This is a genomic window from Rhizobium sp. CECT 9324, from assembly GCF_918741265.1.
Classification (GTDB): domain Bacteria; phylum Pseudomonadota; class Alphaproteobacteria; order Rhizobiales; family Rhizobiaceae; genus Allorhizobium.
Genome location: NZ_CAKKMZ010000001.1, coordinates 3426370 through 3446928 on the forward strand (window position 1 = coordinate 3426370; position 20559 = coordinate 3446928).

General features: G+C 60.7%; 21 protein-coding genes and 1 tRNA gene. 13 read left to right on the forward strand and 9 right to left on the reverse strand.

The window, feature by feature from the left end; all coding sequences use genetic code 11:
* Positions 1–8: 8 nt before the first annotated feature.
* Positions 9–992: an N-acetyl-D-Glu racemase DgcA gene (gene dgcA, locus LQ231_RS16650; protein ID WP_230172293.1), complete on the reverse strand. Its 984-nt coding sequence runs from the start codon at positions 990–992 to the stop codon at positions 9–11.
* A gap of 201 nt (positions 993–1193) precedes the next feature.
* Here dgcA and mnmA point away from each other — a divergent pair, with 201 nt between their 5' ends.
* The 3 genes from mnmA to LQ231_RS16665 all read left to right on the forward strand — a co-directional run bounded on the left by mnmA (position 1194) and on the right by LQ231_RS16665 (position 3443).
* Positions 1194–2390, forward strand: a complete 1197-nt coding sequence (gene mnmA / locus LQ231_RS16655; protein ID WP_230172295.1) for a tRNA 2-thiouridine(34) synthase MnmA — start codon at positions 1194–1196, stop codon at positions 2388–2390.
* A gap of 134 nt (positions 2391–2524) precedes the next feature.
* Positions 2525–2601 (forward strand) — tRNA-Met (locus tag LQ231_RS16660).
* A gap of 257 nt (positions 2602–2858) precedes the next feature.
* On the forward strand, positions 2859–3443 hold the full coding sequence (locus tag LQ231_RS16665) for a transglycosylase SLT domain-containing protein (protein WP_007606308.1): 585 nt from the start codon (positions 2859–2861) through the stop codon (positions 3441–3443).
* A gap of 189 nt (positions 3444–3632) precedes the next feature.
* On the opposite strand, the gene LQ231_RS16670 is transcribed toward LQ231_RS16665, so the two are convergent.
* The 8 genes from LQ231_RS16670 to LQ231_RS16705 all read right to left on the reverse strand — a co-directional run bounded on the left by LQ231_RS16670 (position 3633) and on the right by LQ231_RS16705 (position 15179).
* Complete coding sequence (locus LQ231_RS16670) at positions 3633–4664, reverse strand: Tim44 domain-containing protein (protein ID WP_113142068.1); 1032 nt, start codon at positions 4662–4664, stop codon at positions 3633–3635.
* Between the two features lie 237 nt (positions 4665–4901).
* Positions 4902–5906 (reverse strand): cytochrome d ubiquinol oxidase subunit II, encoded by a 1005-nt coding sequence (gene cydB, locus LQ231_RS16675; protein ID WP_230172297.1) that lies wholly within the window; start codon positions 5904–5906, stop codon positions 4902–4904.
* Positions 5896–7308, reverse strand: a complete 1413-nt coding sequence (locus LQ231_RS16680) for a cytochrome ubiquinol oxidase subunit I (RefSeq protein ID WP_230173396.1) — start codon at positions 7306–7308, stop codon at positions 5896–5898. Before LQ231_RS16680 ends, cydB begins: the two co-directional genes overlap by 11 nt.
* Before the next feature lie 217 nt (positions 7309–7525).
* The gene (gene serA / locus LQ231_RS16685) at positions 7526–9121 is read right to left on the reverse strand and encodes a phosphoglycerate dehydrogenase (RefSeq protein WP_230172299.1); all 1596 of its coding nucleotides are present in this window, start codon (positions 9119–9121) and stop codon (positions 7526–7528) included.
* Positions 9122–9204: 83 nt separating this feature from the next.
* Positions 9205–10383 (reverse strand): phosphoserine transaminase, encoded by a 1179-nt coding sequence (locus LQ231_RS16690; protein ID WP_230172301.1) that lies wholly within the window; start codon positions 10381–10383, stop codon positions 9205–9207.
* 222 nt (positions 10384–10605) lie between these two features.
* Positions 10606–11448, reverse strand: a complete 843-nt coding sequence (locus LQ231_RS16695) for an outer membrane protein (protein ID WP_113142072.1) — start codon at positions 11446–11448, stop codon at positions 10606–10608.
* A gap of 256 nt (positions 11449–11704) precedes the next feature.
* On the reverse strand, positions 11705–14002 hold the full coding sequence (locus LQ231_RS16700) for a methyl-accepting chemotaxis protein (RefSeq protein ID WP_230172303.1): 2298 nt from the start codon (positions 14000–14002) through the stop codon (positions 11705–11707).
* A 178-nt stretch (positions 14003–14180) separates the two neighbouring features.
* On the reverse strand, positions 14181–15179 hold the full coding sequence (locus LQ231_RS16705; RefSeq protein WP_230172308.1) for an LLM class flavin-dependent oxidoreductase: 999 nt from the start codon (positions 15177–15179) through the stop codon (positions 14181–14183).
* A 153-nt stretch (positions 15180–15332) separates the two neighbouring features.
* Between LQ231_RS16705 and ruvC the strand changes: the two genes are divergently transcribed.
* From ruvC to LQ231_RS16755, 10 genes are all read left to right on the forward strand, one after another.
* Positions 15333–15845 (forward strand): crossover junction endodeoxyribonuclease RuvC, encoded by a 513-nt coding sequence (gene ruvC, locus LQ231_RS16710; protein WP_230172309.1) that lies wholly within the window; start codon positions 15333–15335, stop codon positions 15843–15845.
* Between the two features lie 55 nt (positions 15846–15900).
* Entirely contained in the window at positions 15901–16149 is a 249-nt protein-coding gene (locus tag LQ231_RS16715; protein WP_113142076.1) for an AbrB/MazE/SpoVT family DNA-binding domain-containing protein, read from the forward strand.
* A 3-nt stretch (positions 16150–16152) separates the two neighbouring features.
* Positions 16153–16569, forward strand: a complete 417-nt coding sequence (locus tag LQ231_RS16720; protein WP_113142077.1) for a type II toxin-antitoxin system VapC family toxin — start codon at positions 16153–16155, stop codon at positions 16567–16569.
* Between the two features lie 23 nt (positions 16570–16592).
* Positions 16593–17210 (forward strand): Holliday junction branch migration protein RuvA, encoded by a 618-nt coding sequence (ruvA, locus tag LQ231_RS16725; protein ID WP_230172310.1) that lies wholly within the window; start codon positions 16593–16595, stop codon positions 17208–17210.
* Between the two features lie 61 nt (positions 17211–17271).
* A complete protein-coding gene (locus tag LQ231_RS16730; protein WP_230172312.1) occupies positions 17272–17550 on the forward strand; it encodes an AbrB/MazE/SpoVT family DNA-binding domain-containing protein in 279 nt (92 codons plus the stop codon).
* The gene (locus LQ231_RS16735) at positions 17547–17954 is read left to right on the forward strand and encodes a type II toxin-antitoxin system VapC family toxin (RefSeq protein WP_230172314.1); all 408 of its coding nucleotides are present in this window, start codon (positions 17547–17549) and stop codon (positions 17952–17954) included. The genes LQ231_RS16730 and LQ231_RS16735 overlap by 4 nt, the downstream gene beginning before the upstream one ends.
* A complete protein-coding gene (gene ruvB, locus LQ231_RS16740) occupies positions 17951–18991 on the forward strand; it encodes a Holliday junction branch migration DNA helicase RuvB (RefSeq protein ID WP_230172316.1) in 1041 nt (346 codons plus the stop codon). The genes LQ231_RS16735 and ruvB overlap by 4 nt, the downstream gene beginning before the upstream one ends.
* 28 nt (positions 18992–19019) lie before the next feature.
* Positions 19020–19526 carry an NUDIX hydrolase gene (locus tag LQ231_RS16745; RefSeq protein WP_230173397.1) on the forward strand — a complete coding sequence of 169 codons (507 nt, stop codon included), beginning with the start codon at positions 19020–19022 and terminating at the stop codon, positions 19524–19526.
* A complete protein-coding gene (locus tag LQ231_RS16750; protein ID WP_230172317.1) occupies positions 19523–20080 on the forward strand; it encodes a DinB family protein in 558 nt (185 codons plus the stop codon). Before LQ231_RS16745 ends, LQ231_RS16750 begins: the two co-directional genes overlap by 4 nt.
* A gap of 128 nt (positions 20081–20208) precedes the next feature.
* Positions 20209–20547 carry an RcnB family protein gene (locus tag LQ231_RS16755; RefSeq protein ID WP_113142084.1) on the forward strand — a complete coding sequence of 113 codons (339 nt, stop codon included), beginning with the start codon at positions 20209–20211 and terminating at the stop codon, positions 20545–20547.
* The last annotated feature ends 12 nt before the right edge of the window (positions 20548–20559 follow it).

The window sequence follows — 20559 nt, forward strand, 5'->3', positions numbered from 1 at the left end:
GCAATGCGTCACCCCCAGAGCGCTGTCGGTGGCACCTGCATCGTCGAACCCTCATAGACAATCGCCGCATCACGATCCTTTGCCAGCAGCAACGGCCCGTCAAGATCGACGAAAGCAGCCCCTTGGCCCACCAGGAAGGCAGGCGCCATGGCCAGCGATGTACCGACCATGCAGCCGATCATGATCTCGAATCCGGCGGTAACGGCTGCATCGCGCATCAAAAGCGCCTCGGTCAGGCCACCGGTCTTGTCGAGCTTGATATTGACCGCATCATATTTTCCCTTGAGCCCATCCAGCGAATGCCGGTCGTGGCAGCTCTCGTCGGCGCAGACCGGCAGCACCCGTTCCAGCCCGAGCAGCGCATCGTCCGCCTTCGCCGGAAACGGCTGTTCGACCAGCGTCACGCCAAGTTTCAGGAAAACCGGCGCCAGCGCCTTGTATTGATCGAGCGTCCAGCCCTCGTTGGCATCGACGATGATCGCCGATTGCGGCGCGCCGGACCGGACCGCCTCGATCCGCTCGATATCGCCCTCGCCGCCCAGCTTGACCTTCAAAAGCGGCCTGCCCGCCTCACGCTCGGCCGCTGCCCGCATGCTGGCTGGCGTTCCGAGTGACAGTGTATAGGTGGTCTGCAGCGGCCCGGGTTCGCCAAGCCCCGCCAATTGCCAAGCGGGCTGGCCCGCCCGCTTGGCCTCGAGATCCCAGAGAGCGCAGTCGAGTGCATTGCGCGCAGCACCCTGTTCCAGCCGCGCCTGCAGACCGATACGGTCAAGTCCACCGGCAATCTCGTCCGCCACGGCCGCAATCGTCGCCACCACACCCTCGACCGTCTCACCGTAGCGCGCATAGGGCACGCATTCCCCGCGACCAACATGAGGACCATCCGTGAGCGTCACCGTCACCACCCTGGCTTCGGTCCGCGACCCCCGCGAGATGGTAAAAGCGCCGGCAATCGGGAAAATTTCGGGGCTGACGGTAAGCATGACGGACATGGCTATATGGTCTCCTCGCCACATTCGCCCCGGCCACAAGGCTTTGTGCGAATCAGCGCTCTTGCATGAAGGGGCATTCCTTTCTATATCCCTCAACAATCGGACCGGTATCGGCAAATGGGTTTTCGCCCTTTGGAATACGCCCTGATCCCGCAGAGTGGCGGTGACAAACGGTCTTTCGAACGCATAGAGACGAAGCCCGTGAACACGCTGGATTTTGACAAGAGACCGGAAGATACGCGCGTTGTCGTCGCCATGTCGGGCGGCGTCGATTCCTCCGTCGTGGCCGGAATCCTGAAACGCGAAGGTTATGACGTACTCGGCATCACGCTGCAGCTCTACGATCATGGCGCCGCCGTCCACCGCGCCGGCTCCTGCTGCGCCGGCCAGGATATCGACGATGCCCGCCGCGTCTGCGAGACGCTCGGCATTCCCCATTACGTGCTCGACTACGAACAGCGCTTCCGCGACACGGTAATCAATCCGTTCATGGAAAGTTACGTCGCCGGTGAAACGCCGATCCCCTGCGTTGCCTGCAACCAGACGGTCAAGTTCGCCGATCTCCTGGCGACCGCCAAGGAACTCGGCGCCGATGCGCTGGCAACCGGCCACTATATCCGCTCGAAATCAGTGCCATTGGCCAACGATCCCAACCACCGCGCCCTGTTCCGCCCGATCGACAACGAGCGCGACCAGAGCTACTTCCTGTTCGCCACGACCCAGGAACAGATCGACTATTTGCGCTTTCCGCTGGGTGGCCTGTCCAAGGCCGAAACCCGGGCGCTCGCCGAAGACATGGGCCTCGTCGTCGCCAAGAAGGCCGACAGCCAGGACATCTGTTTCGTGCCGCAGGGCAAATATGCCGATATCATCAACAAGCTGAAGCCGAATGCGGCTCTGGCCGGCGACATCGTGCATCTGGATGGCCGAATTCTCGGACAGCACGAAGGCATCCTGCACTACACGATCGGCCAGCGGAAAGGCCTGGGCGTTGCCACCGGCGATCCCCTCTATGTCGTCTATCTCGACGCCCGCTCGCGCCGCGTCATCGTTGGCCCGAAGGAAGCGCTGGAGACGCACCGCGTCTATCTGCGCGACATCAACTGGCTTGGCGACTTCACCCTGGAAGAAGAAGCCGCCAGCGGTTTTACCTGCTTTGCCAAGGTCCGCTCGACCCGCCCGCCGACACCGGCCGTGCTGCATGCAGACGCAACCGGCGTCTATGTCGATCTTGAGATCGGTGAAGCCGGCGTCGCCCCCGGCCAGGCCTGCGTGCTCTATTCCGCCCCCGGCCCCGACGCCCGCGTCTATGGCGGCGGCTTCATCGAGCGCTCGGCCCGCTCGGACAGTGCCGAAGCCTCGCTCAAGGCACTTTTGGCAAGCCCGGTCGCAGCTTAACGTCGGGAAAGAAAAAGGCAGTGAAAGCAGAGTTCTTTTTGCTTTCACTGCGCTTGACTTTGGTCGGAGCAACGCCTTATAAGCCGCCCAACGCTTCGGACGGCGGGCCGCAAAAGCCAATGATCCGAATGTGTGGCGGGATAGCTCAGGTGGTTAGAGCGTGGGATTCATAACCCCAAGGTCGGCGGTTCAAGTCCGCCTCCCGCTACCAAAACTCTCAAAAACAAATTGACGAGATCAATGGTGCCATTCGGTTTGTGGCCAGCCATGAAGTGTATGCACTTTTCTGATGCACCGCCTCTGGACCTGACATGTCACGACAAGCACGCGGGATGTGCGTCCACCAATGGATAGCGTGCTCCTCGTACCCGCCATCACCATTTCCGGTGATGCAAGATCCGGTCTGTTAAGAAAACCTTTCGTTAAATTTTAGGTAATAAACTGAGCCGGACGAAGCGAGGTTTTGTTATGCGTACCGCTGTTGTTTCCGCCATTGGCGTCATGCTGATGCTGTCGGCCTGTGCCAAGCCCCCGAGCCAGACCCGCAATGCCTGCGCGATCTTCGAGCAGCGCGACGGGCTGTTCAACAACTGGCGCAGTGCAGCGCAAAAGGCCGAACGTGAATATGGCGTTCCGGTGCCGATCCTGATGGCGACGATCTATACCGAATCGAGTTTCCGCGCGACGGCGCGACCGCCGCGCAAGAAGCTTCTCGGCTTCATCCCGTGGAAACGCCAATCGAGCGCCTATGGTTATTCGCAGGCGCTCGACGGCACCTGGGAGCGTTACCAGCGCGAGACCGGCCGCTGGGGCGCCCGCCGCACCGATTTCGGCGATGCCATGCAGTTCATCGGCTGGTACCACCGCGAAAGCGCGTCCAAGACCGGCATCCCGCTGAACGACCCCTACAAGCTCTATCTCGCCTATCATTCCGGCCAGGCCGGCTATCTGCGCGGCGCCTACAAGAACCGCCCGGAAGCCCTGAAAGGCGCCAAGCGCTTCACCAGCATCACCTATACCTATGCGTCGCAGTTGAAGCAGTGCCCGGGCTGAAGCAGCCTCTTCGATAGGAAGCCCTCACCCTAACCTTCTCCCCGCCTGCGGGGAGAAGGTCCCGGCAGGGGGATGAGGGGCATGAACCACACCACCGGACAAAGCCCGACAATCCGAAAACGGCGCAAAACAAAAGAGGCAGGGCGTTGGCGCCCTGCCTCTTCTCATTTCACGATCAGCGGTCGTCGCTTATTCGTATTGGGCGACCGCCTGGATGGCGGAAATCTGCCAGTCGGCACCGGGACGGCGGACGAAGGTCCAGATCTCGGTCGATTCCGACGGGTTCTGGTCGTCGCCATTGATCAGCTTGCCGCTCTGGCGATCGACGACATAGTCGATGCTCTCGTAGCGCATGGCGACCGTCGCATAGTCGACATCGCCTTCGCGCCAGGATTCAGACACGTCGCCCTGCACCAGATGCACGTCCCGAACCTCGTTCTTGACACCCTTGGTGGCATTCTCGCTGAGTTCTTCGGCGAGATAGGACATGGCTTCCGGCGTGGTGATCCGCCGAAGCGCACTATAATCTTCGCGTGCGTAACCGGCCTGCATCTGCTGCAAAAGCGTCTCGAAATATTCGAGGTCCTTCTGTCCGATGCCGATTTCGTCGGTCTGACCGGGTTTAGCGGCCGAAGCCTGCGCAACCGATCCACCGCCGATGCGCGGGATCTGGAACGAAGAACCCGAAGTGGGACCCTGATTGTTGCGTGCCAAGCCGCCAAAGCCGGTTGGGTTGCCACCGGCAGCACCAGTATCAGGCCCGGCCTTAGGGCCGCCCGACAACGATGGCTGGCGATTGGCAAACATGCGCATGGCAAAGCGGATCAGGAAGAAGATCAACACACCCTGCAGCAGAAGGCCCAGGAAGCCGAAGCCGCCGCCGAAACCAGAGCCCATCAGCATGCCGAACAGGCCGCCCAACAAGAGACCACCCATCAGGCCGCCGGCCAGACCGCCGAACATGCCGCCCGGTCGCTGGGCATTCTGCGCTGCCGTCTGGTTAGCACCCGGCTGCGTCGCATTGGTCCGCGGTGTCATGGTGCGCTCGATCGGAGCCGCCGTTGTCGGCGCCGTGCGCGTAGCCGAAGGCGCGCTGAACGTGCGCGTACCGCGACTGCCGAAGCCGCCGCTTGCCCGTCTCGCCTCAGCGAAATCGACGGCCATCAGCGTGACCATCATACCAAGCGCGAGAGATGCAAAAATCTTACCATAACGCCGCATCGCGTTTCCTACCCCTTTGTTCTATTTCTGGAGGCTTTTACGCCCTTGGGCTTACATATGGAGACCGCCCAGCCTCTTTTGAAGGCCGGGCGGTCATATTTCCAATCAAAACAAAGTCAGCGGCTCAGGCGCCGAGCCAGACCTTGATGATGCCGCCAACGATCGTGATGGTCAAAACGCCCGCCGCCCACAGCCCGACGAACCACAGAAGTCGCGATGTCATCGTGCCTTTCTGCATCAGTGATAGCCCTCATCCGGATTGAGCTTTCCGCGAAAAACCCAGTAGGCATAGGCGGTGTAGCACAGAATCATCGGCACCAGCACCACGGCCCCGACCAAGAGGAAGGCAAGGCTTTCATCGGGCGCCGCAGCCTCCCAGATCGTCAGCGAGGTGGGCACGATATACGGATAGAAGCTGATACCGATCCCGACATAACCAAGGACGAAAAGTCCGAGAGAGGCCAGAAAAGGCTGCACGTCAGTCCCCTTTTTCAGACCCGAGATGATCAGGTAGAGGCAGCCCAGCACAAGCAGCGGCACGATGACGGAGAAAATCATCGTCGGAAATCCGAACCATCGGTCGAGATAGAGCGGCTCGAGAAACGGCGTCCACAGACTGAATATGCCCATGGCGCCAACCGTTGCAAAGGCCAGCTTGAACGCAAGGCCCCGGCTTCGCTCTGCCAGGTGGCCTTCGGTTTTCATCACCAGCCACGTCGCCCCGAGCAGGCCATATCCGATCACCAGCGCGACGCCGGTCGCCAGCGAAAACGGCGTCAGCCAGTCCCACCAGCCACCCGAATAGGCACGGTCTGTCACCGGAATACCCTGCACCAGCGCCCCGAGCGCCACGCCTTGAGAAAAGGCTGCGACGATCGAGCCGCCGGCAAAGGCCCAGTTCCACAGATATTCGGCCCGGTTGGTACGCCAGCGATATTCGAAGGCGACACCGCGAAAGATCAGGCCGAGCAGCATGATGATCAGCGGCGCGTAGAGCGCCGGCAGGATCGTCGCATAGGCGAGCGGAAAGACGGCGAGCAGCCCACCGCCGCCCAGCACCAGCCAGGTCTCGTTGCCGTCCCAGACGGGCGCCACCGAATTCATCATCAGATCCTTGTCGTGCTTCTCGGGAAAGAACGGAAACAGGATGCCCACCCCGAGGTCGAAGCCGTCGAGGATGACATAGGCGAGCACCGCAAAGGCGATGATGCCGGCCCAGATGAAGGGAAGATCAATGACCATGCTGGCCTCCATGATGTCCGGTCTGCGCCGCCGGAGTGATGCCGGATGTGCGGATCGGACCGTCATCGAGATCCGGCATCGGATCGCGCGGCAGGCGTGCCATCAGCCGCAGTATGTAGAAGGTCCCGGCCCCGAAGACGATGAAATAGACCACGATGAAGGCGATCAGCGAGGCGGCGACGGCGGGTGCTGCGATCGGCGAGATCGAATCCGCCGTCAGCAAATGTCCGTAGATCGTATAGGGCTGACGCCCCACTTCGGTCGTGATCCAGCCCGCGAGCACTGCGACGAAGCCGGACGGGCCCATCATCAGGGCCGCGCGATGCAGCCAGCGGTTCTCGTGAAGCGTTCCGCGCCACCGACAGTACAGGCTGAACACACCCACGCCGAGCATGGCGAAACCAATCGCCACCATGATCCGGAACGACCAGAAGACGATCGCAACCGGTGGCTCCTTGTCGTCGGGGATCGTGTCGAGACCGGCGAGCGGCGCGTTGAGGTCATGCTTGAGGATCAGGCTCGACAACTTGGGGATCTGGATCGCGTAGTCGACCCGCTTTTCTTCCGTGTTCGGAATGCCGAACAGGATCAGCGGTGCGCCGTCCGGATGACTGTCGAAATGGCCTTCCATCGCCATGACCTTGACCGGCTGGTGCTCGAGCGTGTTGAGGCCATGCGCGTCACCGGCCATGATCTGGATCGGCGCCACGATCGCCGCCATCCACATCGCCATGGAAAACATCGTTCCGGCGCGCCGCGGCGCTGTGTGCCGCAACAGGTGCCACGCACCGACTGCGCCGACGACGAAAGCCGTGGTCAGGTAGGCGGCAATGACCATATGGGTCAGGCGATAGGGGAAGGACGGATTGAACACGATCTTCCACCAGTCGACCGGCACGAACTGGCCGACATCATTGATGGCAAAACCGTCAGGCGTCTGCATCCAGGAATTCACCGACAGGATCCAGGTGGCCGAGATCAGCGTGCCGAAGGCGACCATCAGGGTGGCAAAGAAATGCAGGCCCGGCCCGACACGGTTGCGGCCAAACAGCATGACGCCGAGGAAGCCTGCTTCAAGGAAGAAGGCGGTGAGGACTTCATAGCCCATCAGGGGACCGATGACCGGCCCGGCCTTGTCGGAGAACACCGACCAGTTGGTGCCGAACTGGTAGGACATCACGATGCCGGAGACGACGCCCATGCCGAAGGCCACCGCGAAGATGGTTTTCCAGAAGTCGAACAGCTCCAGATAGACCTTGTCCTTCTTCCACAGATAGAGGCCTTCGAGCACGGCGAGAAAGCTCGCCAGACCGATGGAAAAGGCGGGAAAGATGATGTGGAAGGAGACCGTGAACGCGAACTGGATCCGCGCCAGGATCTGTGCGTCGAAATTGTCGAACATGATGACTTCACCCTTCATTCTCGACCCCGCCCGCTTGCGGCTTCCGAGGTGATAGAAATCAAGTATAGCGTCGCACCACACAATCAATGCGACAACCCGCCATGCGGCAGTTCAACGCATAGAGTTATCTTGATATCTTGCCAGAAACGGCAGCGGCGCGGGGTTGATCCCGCGCCGCATATTGTTTCCGTTGATTGGTGGGCCGAACGCCGAAACGTCAGTCGATGTTGAACACAAGCGGCTTCGCCTGCTTGATGGCAGGGTTTGCGGTCAACTGGTCGAGCACGGCCTGTTCCACCGGGCCATCGACATAAAGCAACGCGATCGCATCGCCGCCTTCCTGGTCGCGGCCGAGCTGGAAGTTGGCGATGTTGACCTTGGCATTGCCGAGCGTGGTGCCCATGAAGCCGATCATGCCCGGCACGTCGGTATTGGAGATGTAGATCATGTTGGCGCCGACATCGGCATCCATGTTGATACCCTTGATCTGGATGAAGCGCGGCTTGCCGTCGGAAAAGACGGTGCCGGCGATCGAGCGGGACTGCTTTTCAGTCGTCACCGTCAGCTTGATATAGCCGTCATAGACGCCGGTCTTGTCACGCTTCACCTCCGAGACGATGACACCCTTTTCCTTGATCATGATCGGAGCCGAAACCATGTTGACGTCGGCCACCTGCGGGCGGATGAGACCGGCGAGCAGTGCCGAGGTCAGCGCCTTGGTGTTCATGCCGGAGGTCACGCCGTCATAGAGGATCTCGATTTCCTTGATCGGGTTTTCGGTCATCTGGCCGGCAAACGAGCCGAGCACGTCGGCCAACCGGATGAACGGCTTCAGCAACGGGGCTTCCTCGGCAGTGATCGACGGCATGTTGATGGCGTTCGACACAGCACCCTTGACCAGGTAGTCCGACATCTGCTCGGCGACCTGCAGAGCGACATTTTCCTGCGCTTCCGTGGTCGATGCACCGAGATGCGGCGTGCAGACGACATTCGTCAGGCCGAACAGCGGGCTTTCCTTGGCAGGCTCGACTTCGAAGACGTCAAACCCTGCGCCGGCGACATGGCCGGACTTGATCGCTTCGGCAAGCGCCGCTTCATCGACCAGACCGCCGCGGGCGCAGTTGATGATGCGCACGCCGGGCTTGGTCTTGGCAAGATTGTCCTTGCCGAGGATGCCGCGGGTCTTGTCGGTCATCGGAACATGCAGGGTGATGAAATCGGCCTTCGCCAGCAATTCGTCGAGTTCGACCTTGGTCACACCCATTTCGCGGGCGCGTTCGTTCGACAGGAAGGGGTCATAGGCCAGAACATGCATGCCAAGGCCGATCGCCTTCTTGCAGACGATACCGCCGATATTGCCGGCGCCGATGACGCCGAGCGTCTTGCCGGTGATTTCGACACCCATGAACTTCGACTTTTCCCACTTGCCGGCCTGGGTCGAGGCATCGGCCTGCGGCAATTGCCGGGCGACGGCGAACATCAGCGCGATGGCATGTTCGGCCGTGGTGATCGAGTTGCCGAAGGGCGTGTTCATCACGATGATACCGCGGCGCGACGCAGCCGGAATATCGACATTGTCGACGCCGATACCGGCACGGCCGATGACCTTGAGATTGGTGGCAGCGGCGATCAGCTTCTCCGTCGCCTTGGTGGCGGAGCGGATGGCAAGACCGTCGTAATTGCCGATGATCTCGGCAAGCTTGTCCTTGTCCTTGCCGAGTTGCGGCTGGAAATCGACTTCGACGCCGCGGTCGCGGAAGATCTGGACGGCGGTTTCCGACAGTTCGTCGGATACGAGAACGCGAGGTGCCATGACGAGGCCTCCTTCAAAGAGTTCGTTTCAAGGGAAATGATGGGATGCAGTGGCTCCGCCGACGCGGCGGAGCCGGAATTCGCTCAGGCCGCAGCCTTGGAAAGCGTCGCCTTCTGGGTCCGGTAGGCCCAGGTCAGCCACGGCATCAGGGCCTCCATATCGGAGGTTTCGATCGTCGCACCGGCCCAGATGCGCAGGCCAGCCGGAGCGTCGCGATAGGCGCCGATGTCAAATGCGATGCCCTGCTTGTCGAGCAGCGTCACCATGCCCTTGGCAAAGGCAGCCTGGGCGTCAGCGTCGAGTGCCAGCACGTCCGGATCGGCAATCGTCAGGCAGACCGAGGTGTTCGAGCGGGTAACATCGACCTTAGCCAGGTTGGCGATCCAGTCATTGGCCGCGACGAAGTCGAAGATCACCTTGGCATTGGCGTCGGCGCGCGCAATCAGCGCATCGAGGCCGCCGAGCGACTTCGACCACTTCAGGGCATCGATATAGTCCTCGACGCACAGCATAGATGGCGTGTTGATCGTTTCGCCGGTGAAAATGCCTTCGATCAGCTTGCCGCCCGAGGTCATGCGGAAGATCTTCGGCAGCGGCCAGGCCGGCACATAGGTGGTCAAGCGCTCGACAGCACGTGGCGACAGGATGATCATGCCGTGACCGCCCTCACCGCCCAGAACCTTCTGCCAGGAGAAGGTGGTGACGTCGAGCTTGGAGAAGTCCAGATCCTGGGCGAAGGCGGCCGAGGTCGCGTCGCAGATCGTCAGGCCCTTGCGGTCTGCCGGGATGAAATCGGCATTGGCGACGCGGACGCCAGATGTCGTGCCGTTCCAGGTGAAGACGACGTCGCGGTCGAAATCGACGTCTGCGAGATTGGGCAGCAGGCCGTAGTCGGCGTTGAACTTGCGCACATCGGCGAGCTTCAGCTGCTTGACCACATCGGTGACCCAGCCGGCACCAAAGCTCTCCCAGGAGACCATGTCGACGCCGCGCGCGCCGAGCAGCGACCACATGGCCATTTCAACGGCGCCCGTATCGGAAGCCGGCACAATGCCGATGCGGTAGTCCGCCGGCACGTTCAGAATTTCACGGGTAAGGTCGATGGCCAGCTTCAGCTTGTCCTTGCCAACCTTGGCGCGGTGCGAACGACCGAGCGGGGCATCGGACAGTGCGTCGAGCGACCAACCGGGGCGCTTCGAGCAGGGGCCAGAAGAAAAGTGCGAATTAGCCGGGCGCAATGCCGGCGCGGCGATATCAACCATGTCAAACTACCCTTCCAGGTATATGGCCTCTCGTTGGGGAGAGGTGTCCCGCCGTCGGAATTATCCTCAAGCGACGGCGTCGTCAAGACGGCCAATGTCGCTGACGATAAATTTTTCGTCGCGACCGGATCGTCGCCAGAGACCGTCACCGCGTGCGCATCGATCGCCGGAACGCAAAAAAGCCGCCCGGAGGCGGCCTTTCTATTTCATTGCGACAAGAGCTTACTTGTAGACGATTTCCTGCGGCGGCGGCTCGAATGCCACCGGCTGGGCGCAACCGCCGAACATATAGCGGGCACCGGCATGCACTTCATGGCTGTAGAAGCCGTCGTCCGAGCCCGGGCCGCCATTCTGCTCGTAGCCGAACATCGCGCCGCCGAGCGTGTGGCGGAAACGATAGCCGACATCGGCCTTGACGTTGCAGGTGACGTCGATCGAGGCACCGGCCATCAGCTGATAGGCAAAGCGCCAGCTGCCGCGGCCGCCATGTTCAACGGTCGTATCGCAGCCGCTGCCATCGTCAGCGCAGGACGTGTTGTTGAGATTGTCCCAACGGACATAGGATCCACCGATACCGGCACCCACATAAGGCGTGAAATAGGCGTAGTTGCCGAGATCGATATAGGCGTTGGCCATCAGCGTATAGGCGCGCAGGGCCGACAGGTCCTCGGAGGTACATGCCGTGACGCAGGCACCGAACGCGGCGCCGCCGCCCGAGGTCGAGCCACGGAAGTCCGACTTGTTCATATAGTCAAAGGTCAGATCTGTGCGCAGGTGGTTGTTGATCTGGTAGCCGATACCGGCACCGATCGTGAAACTGTCCTTCAGGTCGATGTCGTCGAATTCCGAAACCAGCGCGTTCGAGCCCTGGTAGAACTCGGCGCCGCGCAGGCGGTTGAAGCTGTAGCCGAGGTCGCCGCGCAGGTACCAGCCCGAGGCTTCGGCAACAGCGACTTCCGGTGCATCCATGATCGGCTGCGGTTCCGGCTGATAAACGTCTGCAGAATAGGCTGCCGAGCTTGCCAGCAATACGGCCGCAGCGACAGCGAAATGGGTCATCTTCATGGCGGGATACTCCAAAAATCCAGCTTTGTGCACCAGGCCAGCACGCGCCGACAACCTGATCTCGGATGGATAATGGATTGGAAAAGTTAAGTTCGGCTTAACTACGGTTGTTAACCGTGAACCTTTGCAATTTGCTTACCATGATGACCCGATACGTCCGCCAAAGGCTGCTTTGCTTGCCGCTGCAAGACCAAAAAGAACGCGGGCGAGAATGTCTCGCCCGCGTTCTTGTGCGGTTGCTTTATTCGGGACCGTGTCAGCTGGCGCGACGATAGGCCTGCATTTCGGCAACGCCCTGGTGGGCCGCGTGGCCGAGGGTGAACTGGCCGAGGCGCTGATCCATTTCGGTGGCTTCGCTGGCGAGCTTGTGGATGGCGGCCGTCGTTTCCTCGACCATCGCCGCGTTCTGCTGGGTCATGACGTCGAGCTGGTTCACCGAACCGTTGATATCGCCAAGCGTCTGCGCTTCTTCACGCGTCGATTCCATGATCTCGCTGATCCGGCCGTTGATCGCCAGAACATGCGATCCGATGCCATCCAGTGCCGCCCCTGCCCGCTCGACCAGTTTCACGCCCTGATCGACTTCCGTTGTCGACTTGGCCAGCAGGCTGGCGATCTGCTTGGCGGCATTCGACGAGCGTTGCGCCAGTTCGCGGACTTCCTGGGCCACGACAGCAAAGCCCTTGCCGCTTTCACCGGCACGTGCTGCCTCGACACCGGCATTCAGGGCCAGAAGATTGGTCTGGAAGGCGATCTCGTCGATGACGGAGATGATCTTGTTGATCTCCTGCGATGAGCCCTGGATCGCTTCCATGGCAGCGATCGTGTCGCGCATGATCGTGCCCGACGTCTCGGTGTCGTCCTTCGCGGCACGGGCGATCTTGTTGGCATCCTCGGCACGCGAGATCTGCACCTTCACGGCGCCCGTAATTTCCTTGATGGCGGTCGCTGCCTGCGAAATCGCCACCGCCTGGCGTTCGGTGCGCTCGGCCAACTGATCGGCGCCGGCGCGCATTTCCTGAGACCCCTCGCGCACGGCCACCGAATTGCCGCCGATGCCGCTCAGTGTATTGCTCAGCGTCAGGATTGCCTTGTTGAAATTGCTTCTCAGGCTTTCAAGTTCGGCCGGGAACCGTTGTTCGATCTGGAAGGCAAGATCGCCGCCGGCAAGCCGGTCGAGGCTCTCGTCCAGCGTCTGAACGACGGCCTGCAGCGATTGCGCCTCGCTGTCACGTTCCGCCATGCGCTGGCGACGTTCCTGATCGACACGTTCACGCTCCTCGCGACGCTCCGCAGACTGCCGCTGTTGCTCGATCAGGCCCTGGCGGAACCGCTCCAGCGCCCGCGCCATGCTGCCGATTTCGTCGCCGCGATCCTGGTTGGCGACCGGCTCGTCGATCTTGCCGTCGGCGACAGCGCCGGTGAAGGCGGCAAGCCGCTTGAGCGGGGCAAACAACCGATTGGTCAGGACGCCGGTGGCTGCGGCCAGAAGCACCAGTGCCGCCATGCCAGTGATCGTGAGGATCGTTGCAATTTTTAGCGATCCGGCATCGATTTCAGCCAGGGTCACGCTTTCCGTCACGATGAAATCCTGCCCGCCGAACGATACCTTGCGGCCATAGGCCTGCGCCGCGCCATCAGCACGATCGATAGCCTGAACGGTGATACCGTCGGATGCGGTGCTAAAATCGGCCTTGATGTCGGTCAACTGGCCAGACGGCGACAGGCCGATGCCGGTGCCATCCGAAGACAGGATCGAGGCCTGCTGGCTGCTGCCGGCCGCAATGCCCTTGGTCAGCAGATTGACCAGCGCATCGGCCTTCACGGCAAACAGGATCGATCCCTTGTAGGCACCCAGCTTGACGATCGGAACAGCGAAATAGATGTCCGGCGAAGCGGCGTCCGCACCGACGCTCAAGCCGGAAAAGCTGACCGCGGCGACATCGTCGACAGCCTTGGCGGCTGCCTCGACGCTGCGCGCATAGGCCTTGCCGAGGCCGCTTTCGGCAATCGGAGACTTGGTCGCGTTTTCGGCAAAGGCCGGACCCTTCTGGTAGCTATAGACGATATTGCCGTTCTGATCGGCGATCAGCATGTCATCGAAGCTGGTCTGCGAGAGATAGCCGCCGACCTGCGCCTGTGTCGTCTCATGTGTCGAATAGTAGAAACCGCTCGGCCCTTCCGGCTTCAGCAGCTTTTCGCGCTCGCCGGCGGGGTTGGGGTTTTCCGTCACGAACACGCGCTGCAGTTCAGCCCTGGCATCGCCGGAATTCTTGGTGATCGTATTCCAGCCGCTCTTCAACCCGGTCAGCGACTGTTGCAGCGTCTCGATCTTGGCGATCGACGCCGCCTGGTTCTGCAACTCGTTCAGTTGCTGCACCAGCATGTCGCCGCGGAATGTCAATGTGCTCGCCATCGCGCTTTCGGTCTGCGCCTGAAAGACGCTGTTCGACGTCCGATAGGCAAAGACATTCAACAGGGCGATGGTGACAAATGTCAGGACGAGAAAGATGGCAATGACTTTGAACGACAGCGAATTGAAACGAGCAGCCATGGTTTATCCCACTGGACATGCCGCAGACCGCAAAGTGGCCGCAGCATCCCTCTAGAGCAAAACGATCACCTCGCCGACGGCGAAGGACCTCTCTCTGTTGGTCGCAGCATTCACTTCGAATTTTTAACCCGCCGTTAAAAAGCCGGAGCAGGAACCGGGGTTTTTGACGATATCGCGGTCAGGCCGCCTGAAATATGCTGTTGCGCACCCCGGCAAACAGTTCGACCGAGCGCAGCCGTGCCGCGAGGTCGTGAACAGGCATCGAGATGATCAACTCGTCCGGGCCGACATCTGACAGGAAATCGTCAAGCTTCGCACGCGCCGTCTGCGGCGATCCGACGATGGCATAGCGCAAGGTATGCTCGACCGTGATCTGCTCCATGTCGCTCCAGTATCCCTCCATCGCCATCGGACGCGGGAACGGTCGACGGATGTTGCGCCGCAGGTTCACGAACTGCTGCTGCGCCGAGGTGAACAGATGCTGGGCCTCTGCGTCGTCATCAGCAACGACACCCATGACGCCGGCAATCACATAGGGCTTCTGCAACGACGCCGAGGGCTGGAACCGCTCGCGGTAGATCTGGACCGCATCGATCAATTGGTCGGGCGCAAAATGCGAGGCAAAGGCGTAAGGAAGGCCCAGGGCGGCGGCAAGATGCGCGCTGTAGAGGCTTGAGCCCAGGATCCACAAGGGCACGTGGCTGCGCATGCCCGGAACGGCGAGCAAGTCATGTTCTTCCGCGGGTTCCCCGAGCAAGCGCTGCAACTCGATGATATCATGCGGGAAACTTTCGGTGCCCGCCTCAAGGTTGCGGCGCAAGGCCCGTGCCGTGCGCATGTCGGTGCCCGGCGCGCGACCAAGGCCGAGATCGACGCGGCCGGGGAAAAGCGCTTCCAGCGTACCGAACTGCTCGGCGATAACCAAGGGCGAATGGTTCGGCAGCATGATGCCGCCGGAGCCGATGCGGATCGTCTTGGTCGCCGCACCGACATGGGCGATGACGATCGAGGTCGCAGCGCTGGCAATGCCCGGCATGCCATGATGCTCGGCGAGCCAGAAACGCAGATATCCATTGGCCTCGGCCGCCTGAGCCATCTGGCGCGACGCATCCAGCGCCTCGGAAACCGAATGGCCTTCAGCAATAGGCGAGAGGTCGAGGATGGAGAAAGGTATCATGCCGCATATCCTGCATTAAGGTTGTCCTGCTCATGTAGGCACGATCGATCCACGCCCCAAGGCTGGATCGTAATAAAACACAACAAACCGCGATGTTTTTGTTTTGTTCACATTTCGCTGGCACAGATGCCGGTATCCGAACTAGAGTTTTTCATGACCACCACGATTCGCATCATCGGCATAGACCCGGGCCTCCGCCGCTGTGGCTGGGGCGTCATCGAGACACTGGGAAATTCGCTGCGCTTCGTCGCCTCCGGCACAGTAACCTCGGATGGCGACATGGATCTTGCCTCGCGTCTGTGCCAGTTGCATGACGGACTGGCCGAAGTGGTGCATGCCTATCAGCCACACGAGGCAGCCGTCGAACAGACCTTCGTCAACAAGGATGCGGTCGCGACGTTGAAGCTCGGCCAGGCACGCGGCATCGCCATGCTGGTTCCCGCGCGCGCCGGCCTGCCGGTTGCCGAATACGCGCCAAATGCGGTCAAGAAGGCGGTCATCGGCGTGGGCCACGGCGACAAGAAGCAGATCCACATGATGCTGAAGATCCTGATGCCCAAGGCCGAATTCAAGGGCAATGACGCCGCCGATGCGCTGGCGATTGCCATCTGCCACGCCCACAATCGCGGCGGCGAACGTATGCGCAAGATCCTGGCAAACGCCTGATTTGTTCTTGACTTGTTCTCAATACCACGATAGGTAATACTCAAGAGGTATTACCATGCGAGTTACTGAAAAAGGCCAGGTCACGATCCCGAAAAATGTCCGGGCCAATCTCGGCATTCAGGCGGGCAGCGAAGTCGAATTCGAGCTTCGCGGCGATTTAGCAGTGTTGCGCCTCATCGAGCCTCCGATCGATGCCAGCCAGCGCGAAGCGCAGGAACTCTTGCAGCATTTGCGGCGCCATCAGGGATCCATGTCCCTCGGCGAACTCAGCGGCGACGAGTTCTACCGACTGCTGCGAGACTGATCGATGCGAACCCTTGTCGACACCAATGTCCTCATCGACGTCTTTCATACGCCGAGTACGTTTACCGACTGGTCGACTGCGCAATTGGTCGTCGCCAGAGCACAGGGCCATTTGCTGATCAATCCATTGATTTATGCCGAAATGGCTGCGGGCTACGCAACACATAGCGATCTGGAAAGTGCGCTTGCGCCTGCTCTGTTCGTCCGCGAGGACCTGCCATGGGAGGCTGCTTTCGCGGCCGGTCACGCCTTCCTGCAGTATCGCCGATCTGGTGGCGAAAAACGATCGCCGCTCCCTGATTTTTACATCGGTGCCCATGCGATGGTGAAAGGCTACCGACTGCTAAGCCGCGATGCCGCCAGATATCGCAGCTATTTTCCATTGCTCCCTCTCATCTCGCCCGAAACCCACCCCCTTTAATCGCAAGCGCGCGGACACTCTTCATGATCGGCAAACTCAAAGGCACCATCGATGAAATTGGCGACGACCATGTGCTCGTCGACGTGCACGGCGTCTGCTACGTCGCCCATTGTTCGTCGCGCACCTTGGGGCGACTCGGCTCGCCCGGTGAAGCGGTGGTGCTGTTCATCGAGACCTATGTCCGCGAGGACCAGTTGAAACTGTTCGGCTTCATGAATGCGCTGGAACGCGAATGGTTCAACCTGCTGCAATCCGTCCAGGGCGTCGGCGCCAAGGTGGCGCTGGCTGTTCTTTCGACCCTGACACCAGGCGAACTGGCCAATGCCATTGCCCTTCAGGACAAGACCTCGGTATCGCGCGCGCCGGGCGTCGGCCCGAAGGTTGCGGTCCGCATTGTCACCGAACTGAAGAACAAGGCACCGGCCTTTGCCGGTGAAGCCGCCGCCAATATCGGCCTCAAGCAGGAACTCGGCGAAGGCGTCGCATCGGCCCCGGTGGCAGACGCAGTCTCGGCGCTGACCAATCTCGGTTATTCACGTGACCAGGCCGCGAATGCGGTTGCCGCGGCGCTGAAAAACGGCGGCGAGGATGCCGACAGTGCCAAGCTGATCCGCCTGGGGCTGAAGGAATTGTCGCGGTAGCCGATTGCATAGATTGAGCCGCCTTACTATTCTATTTTTGTAAGGCGTAGAGGAGCGTGAAATGGGTTCGAACATAACGATCACGTCTAAGGGCCAGTTGACGATCCCGAAGGACCTCCGCGAGCAGCTGAATGTGCAGCCCGGAGACAAGTGCTATGCTTGGGTGCGCAATGGCGAATTGGTGATCATACCGCGCAACAAGTCGGTTCGCGATCTCGCCGCCATACTTGGTAAGCCTCCGACCGGGGCATTGTTGTCCGACGAAGAATTAGACGACGCGGTCATGGACGCCGCCGTCGAGCGCTTTGAAAAAGCGACCACGCGAAGCAAACGCGGATGAACCAGCGCCTTGGCATCGATACCAACGTCCTGCTGCGGCTTGCCATCCCGGACGATGCCGAGCAGGTTGACGCGGTCACAAGACTACTGGATCGACTGGAGCCTGACGATACCCTGTTCGTTAATCTTTCAGTTATTCTGGAGGTGAATTGGGTCCTGAAGCGCAAGTATCGCTATCCGAAGGAACGGATTCTCGATTTCCTTCAATCCGTGCTGGAGCGCCGTGAATTTGAAATTGCAGCCTATGAAGCGGTCGGCAATGCCGTGCATTTCTGCAGGATGTTCAACGTGGATTTCGCCGACGCCCTGCTGAGCGAATTGAACCGGCTTGACGGTTGCAGCAGAACAATGACCTTCGACAAAAAGGCCGCTGCCCGCGTGCCCGGAATGGAACTTCTCGCATGAGCATATCGAACCCCATCCTGGCCCCGGAAAAACGCGGCGAAGACATCGATACGGCGCTGCGCCCGCAGTCGCTCGATGAATTCACCGGCCAGGCGGAAGCGCGGGCCAACCTGAAGATCTTCATCGAGGCGGCGAAGAACCGTGGCGAGGCGCTCGATCATGTGCTGTTTGTCGGCCCGCCCGGTCTCGGCAAGACGACACTGGCCCAGATCATGGCCAAGGAACTCGGCGTCAACTTCCGCTCGACCTCCGGTCCGGTGATCGCAAAGGCCGGCGATCTGGCCGCGCTTCTGACCAATCTCGAAGAGCGCGACGTTCTGTTCATCGACGAGATCCATCGCCTGAGCCCGGCGGTCGAGGAAATCCTCTATCCGGCGATGGAGGACTTCCAGCTCGACCTGATCATCGGCGAAGGCCCGGCGGCCCGCTCGGTGAAGATCGACCTGTCGAAATTCACGCTTGTCGCCGCCACCACCCGCCTCGGCCTGCTGACCACGCCGTTGCGCGACCGTTTCGGCATTCCCGTCCGTCTCGCCTTCTACACCGTCGAGGAACTGGAACTGATCGTCCGCCGTGGTGCGCGGCTGATGTGCCTCGGCATGACCGATGACGGCGCCCGCGAAATCGCCCGGCGCGCCCGAGGCACGCCCCGCATCGCCGGCCGTCTTTTGCGCCGCGTGCGCGACTTTGCCGAGGTTGCCCGCGCCGAAGCCGTCACCCGCGAGATCGCCGACGAGGCCCTGACCCGCCTGCTCGTCGACAACATGGGCCTCGACCAGCTCGACAAGCGATATCTCAACATGATCGCGGTGAATTTCGCCGGCGGTCCCGTCGGCATCGAGACGATCGCCGCCGGCCTGTCCGAGCCACGCGATGCGATCGAGGACATCATCGAGCCCTACATGATCCAGCAGGGTTTCATCCAGCGCACGCCGCGTGGCCGCGTTCTGACCGCCAATGCCTGGAAACATCTCGGCATGCAGCCGCCGAAGGATCTGGAAGCCGCGCAGTTCCGCCTCACCCTCGAAGATGAGTAGGTCAACGTCGCAAACGCGGAGAATGCTGATGGACAACCGGATTCGCATCAAGAAGAAGGACGGGCGACTGTTCCAGATGCGCATCGCGGGGCTCGCATTCCGCAACGGTCACGTCCTCGTACACCGCGCCACCCATGAGGCCTTCTGGACCTTTCCCGGTGGCCGCGCCGAGATCGGAGAGACCTCGCAGCAAACGCTGGTACGCGAGATGATGGAGGAACTGGGCGTCGCCGCCACTGTCGGCCCCTTGCTTTGGACGGTCGAAAACTTCTTTTTCTACGAAGGCCGACAGTGCCACGAGTTCGGCATGTACTACCGCATGGAACTGCCCGACAGTTTCCCATTTCACGACGCGGACATCATCCACCGGGTTCGTGACGGCGCAAGCGATCTGGAGTTCAAATGGACAAGGGCGACGAAAGCGGGACTGACCGCACTGGACATTCCGCCCTATTTCATCGCGGAACACATTGAAACACTACCGGAGACCCCACAGCATATCGTCTGGCATGATGGAGATCTTGATACAAAATGAGCGATTCTGGCCGCGTCTTTCGCAAGCTTGCCTTGAACAACGCCATGGCCAATTGGCGACTTCACGCCGCCATGGCAAAACTCCAGCCCGGCGAATTCGAAGCGCCACGCACCGGGTTTTTCCCATCGCTCAAGGCAACGCTTAACCACATCCTGGTCATCGACTGGTTTTATGTCGATGCGCTGGAGGGCGGTACGCTCGGTCCGAAAGCCTGGGAGAACGAGGTACCCTTCGACGATCCGGCAACCCTCTACGGCGCGCAACGTGATATCGACCGGCGACTGATCGACCTCTGCAACACGCTCGGCCCGGTGGGGCTGGCGCAGGTGATCGCTGTCGATCGTGGTAGCCGCGTCCAGCATGATCGCAGGGACGATGTGTTGAGCCATCTTTTCCAGCACCAGACCCATCATCGCGGACAGGTCCATGCCATGCTCGCGGGCACGAGCGTCAAGCCACCGCAGCTTGATGAATTTATCGTCGGCGACGATGCCGACAACCGTCTGGATGCATTGAAGGCATTGGGCCTCAGCGAAGACGACGTCATGCTCTGAGCCACAAGGCTTTCACCAGACGATCCGGGCCAACATTACAAAACTGTAATCAACTATTTGTTTTTATTCATTTTTCATTCATTTCACAAGCATTAAACCTCGTTGCACCAACAACGAGGACACGAATTATGAAAAAAGCAATTCTGATCACGATCGCCGCGGTAATGTTTGCGGCGCCAATGGCTCAGGCCCAGCAGTCGTACCGCCACGACGATCGCGCGCCCGGTCAGCACCGGATCACCAAGGAGATCCACAAGAAAGAAATCCACAAGAAGGTCGTCATCAAGAAGCGCTGGAAAAAGGGTGAGCGCATGAACGACTGGCAGAGACGCGCAGCGATCCGCGATTACAAGCGCTATGGCCTGCGCCAGCCGGGTCGCGACCAGCGCTGGGTCAAAGTCGACAACGACTACGTTTTGATCAGCGTGGCATCCGGTCTGATTGCCGGCATCATCGTCGGTCGATAACGCTCGAACGCC

Coding starts and splice junctions, on each gene's coding strand:
- dgcA (WP_230172293.1), bottom strand. CDS start 992: ATGTCCGTCATGCTTACCGTCAGCCCCGAAATTTTCCCGATTGCCGGC.
- LQ231_RS16665 (WP_007606308.1), top strand. CDS start 2,859: ATGCGTACCGCTGTTGTTTCCGCCATTGGCGTCATGCTGATGCTGTCG.
- LQ231_RS16670 (WP_113142068.1), bottom strand. CDS start 4,664: ATGCGGCGTTATGGTAAGATTTTTGCATCTCTCGCGCTTGGTATGATG.
- cydB (WP_230172297.1), bottom strand. CDS start 5,906: ATGGTCATTGATCTTCCCTTCATCTGGGCCGGCATCATCGCCTTTGCG.
- LQ231_RS16680 (WP_230173396.1), bottom strand. CDS start 7,308: ATGTTCGACAATTTCGACGCACAGATCCTGGCGCGGATCCAGTTCGCG.
- serA (WP_230172299.1), bottom strand. CDS start 9,121: ATGGCACCTCGCGTTCTCGTATCCGACGAACTGTCGGAAACCGCCGTC.
- LQ231_RS16690 (WP_230172301.1), bottom strand. CDS start 10,383: ATGGTTGATATCGCCGCGCCGGCATTGCGCCCGGCTAATTCGCACTTT.
- LQ231_RS16695 (WP_113142072.1), bottom strand. CDS start 11,448: ATGAAGATGACCCATTTCGCTGTCGCTGCGGCCGTATTGCTGGCAAGC.
- LQ231_RS16700 (WP_230172303.1), bottom strand. CDS start 14,002: ATGGCTGCTCGTTTCAATTCGCTGTCGTTCAAAGTCATTGCCATCTTT.
- LQ231_RS16705 (WP_230172308.1), bottom strand. CDS start 15,179: ATGATACCTTTCTCCATCCTCGACCTCTCGCCTATTGCTGAAGGCCAT.
- ruvC (WP_230172309.1), top strand. CDS start 15,333: ATGACCACCACGATTCGCATCATCGGCATAGACCCGGGCCTCCGCCGC.
- LQ231_RS16715 (WP_113142076.1), top strand. CDS start 15,901: ATGCGAGTTACTGAAAAAGGCCAGGTCACGATCCCGAAAAATGTCCGG.
- LQ231_RS16720 (WP_113142077.1), top strand. CDS start 16,153: ATGCGAACCCTTGTCGACACCAATGTCCTCATCGACGTCTTTCATACG.
- ruvA (WP_230172310.1), top strand. CDS start 16,593: ATGATCGGCAAACTCAAAGGCACCATCGATGAAATTGGCGACGACCAT.
- LQ231_RS16730 (WP_230172312.1), top strand. CDS start 17,272: ATGGGTTCGAACATAACGATCACGTCTAAGGGCCAGTTGACGATCCCG.
- LQ231_RS16735 (WP_230172314.1), top strand. CDS start 17,547: ATGAACCAGCGCCTTGGCATCGATACCAACGTCCTGCTGCGGCTTGCC.
- ruvB (WP_230172316.1), top strand. CDS start 17,951: ATGAGCATATCGAACCCCATCCTGGCCCCGGAAAAACGCGGCGAAGAC.
- LQ231_RS16745 (WP_230173397.1), top strand. CDS start 19,020: ATGGACAACCGGATTCGCATCAAGAAGAAGGACGGGCGACTGTTCCAG.
- LQ231_RS16750 (WP_230172317.1), top strand. CDS start 19,523: ATGAGCGATTCTGGCCGCGTCTTTCGCAAGCTTGCCTTGAACAACGCC.
- LQ231_RS16755 (WP_113142084.1), top strand. CDS start 20,209: ATGAAAAAAGCAATTCTGATCACGATCGCCGCGGTAATGTTTGCGGCG.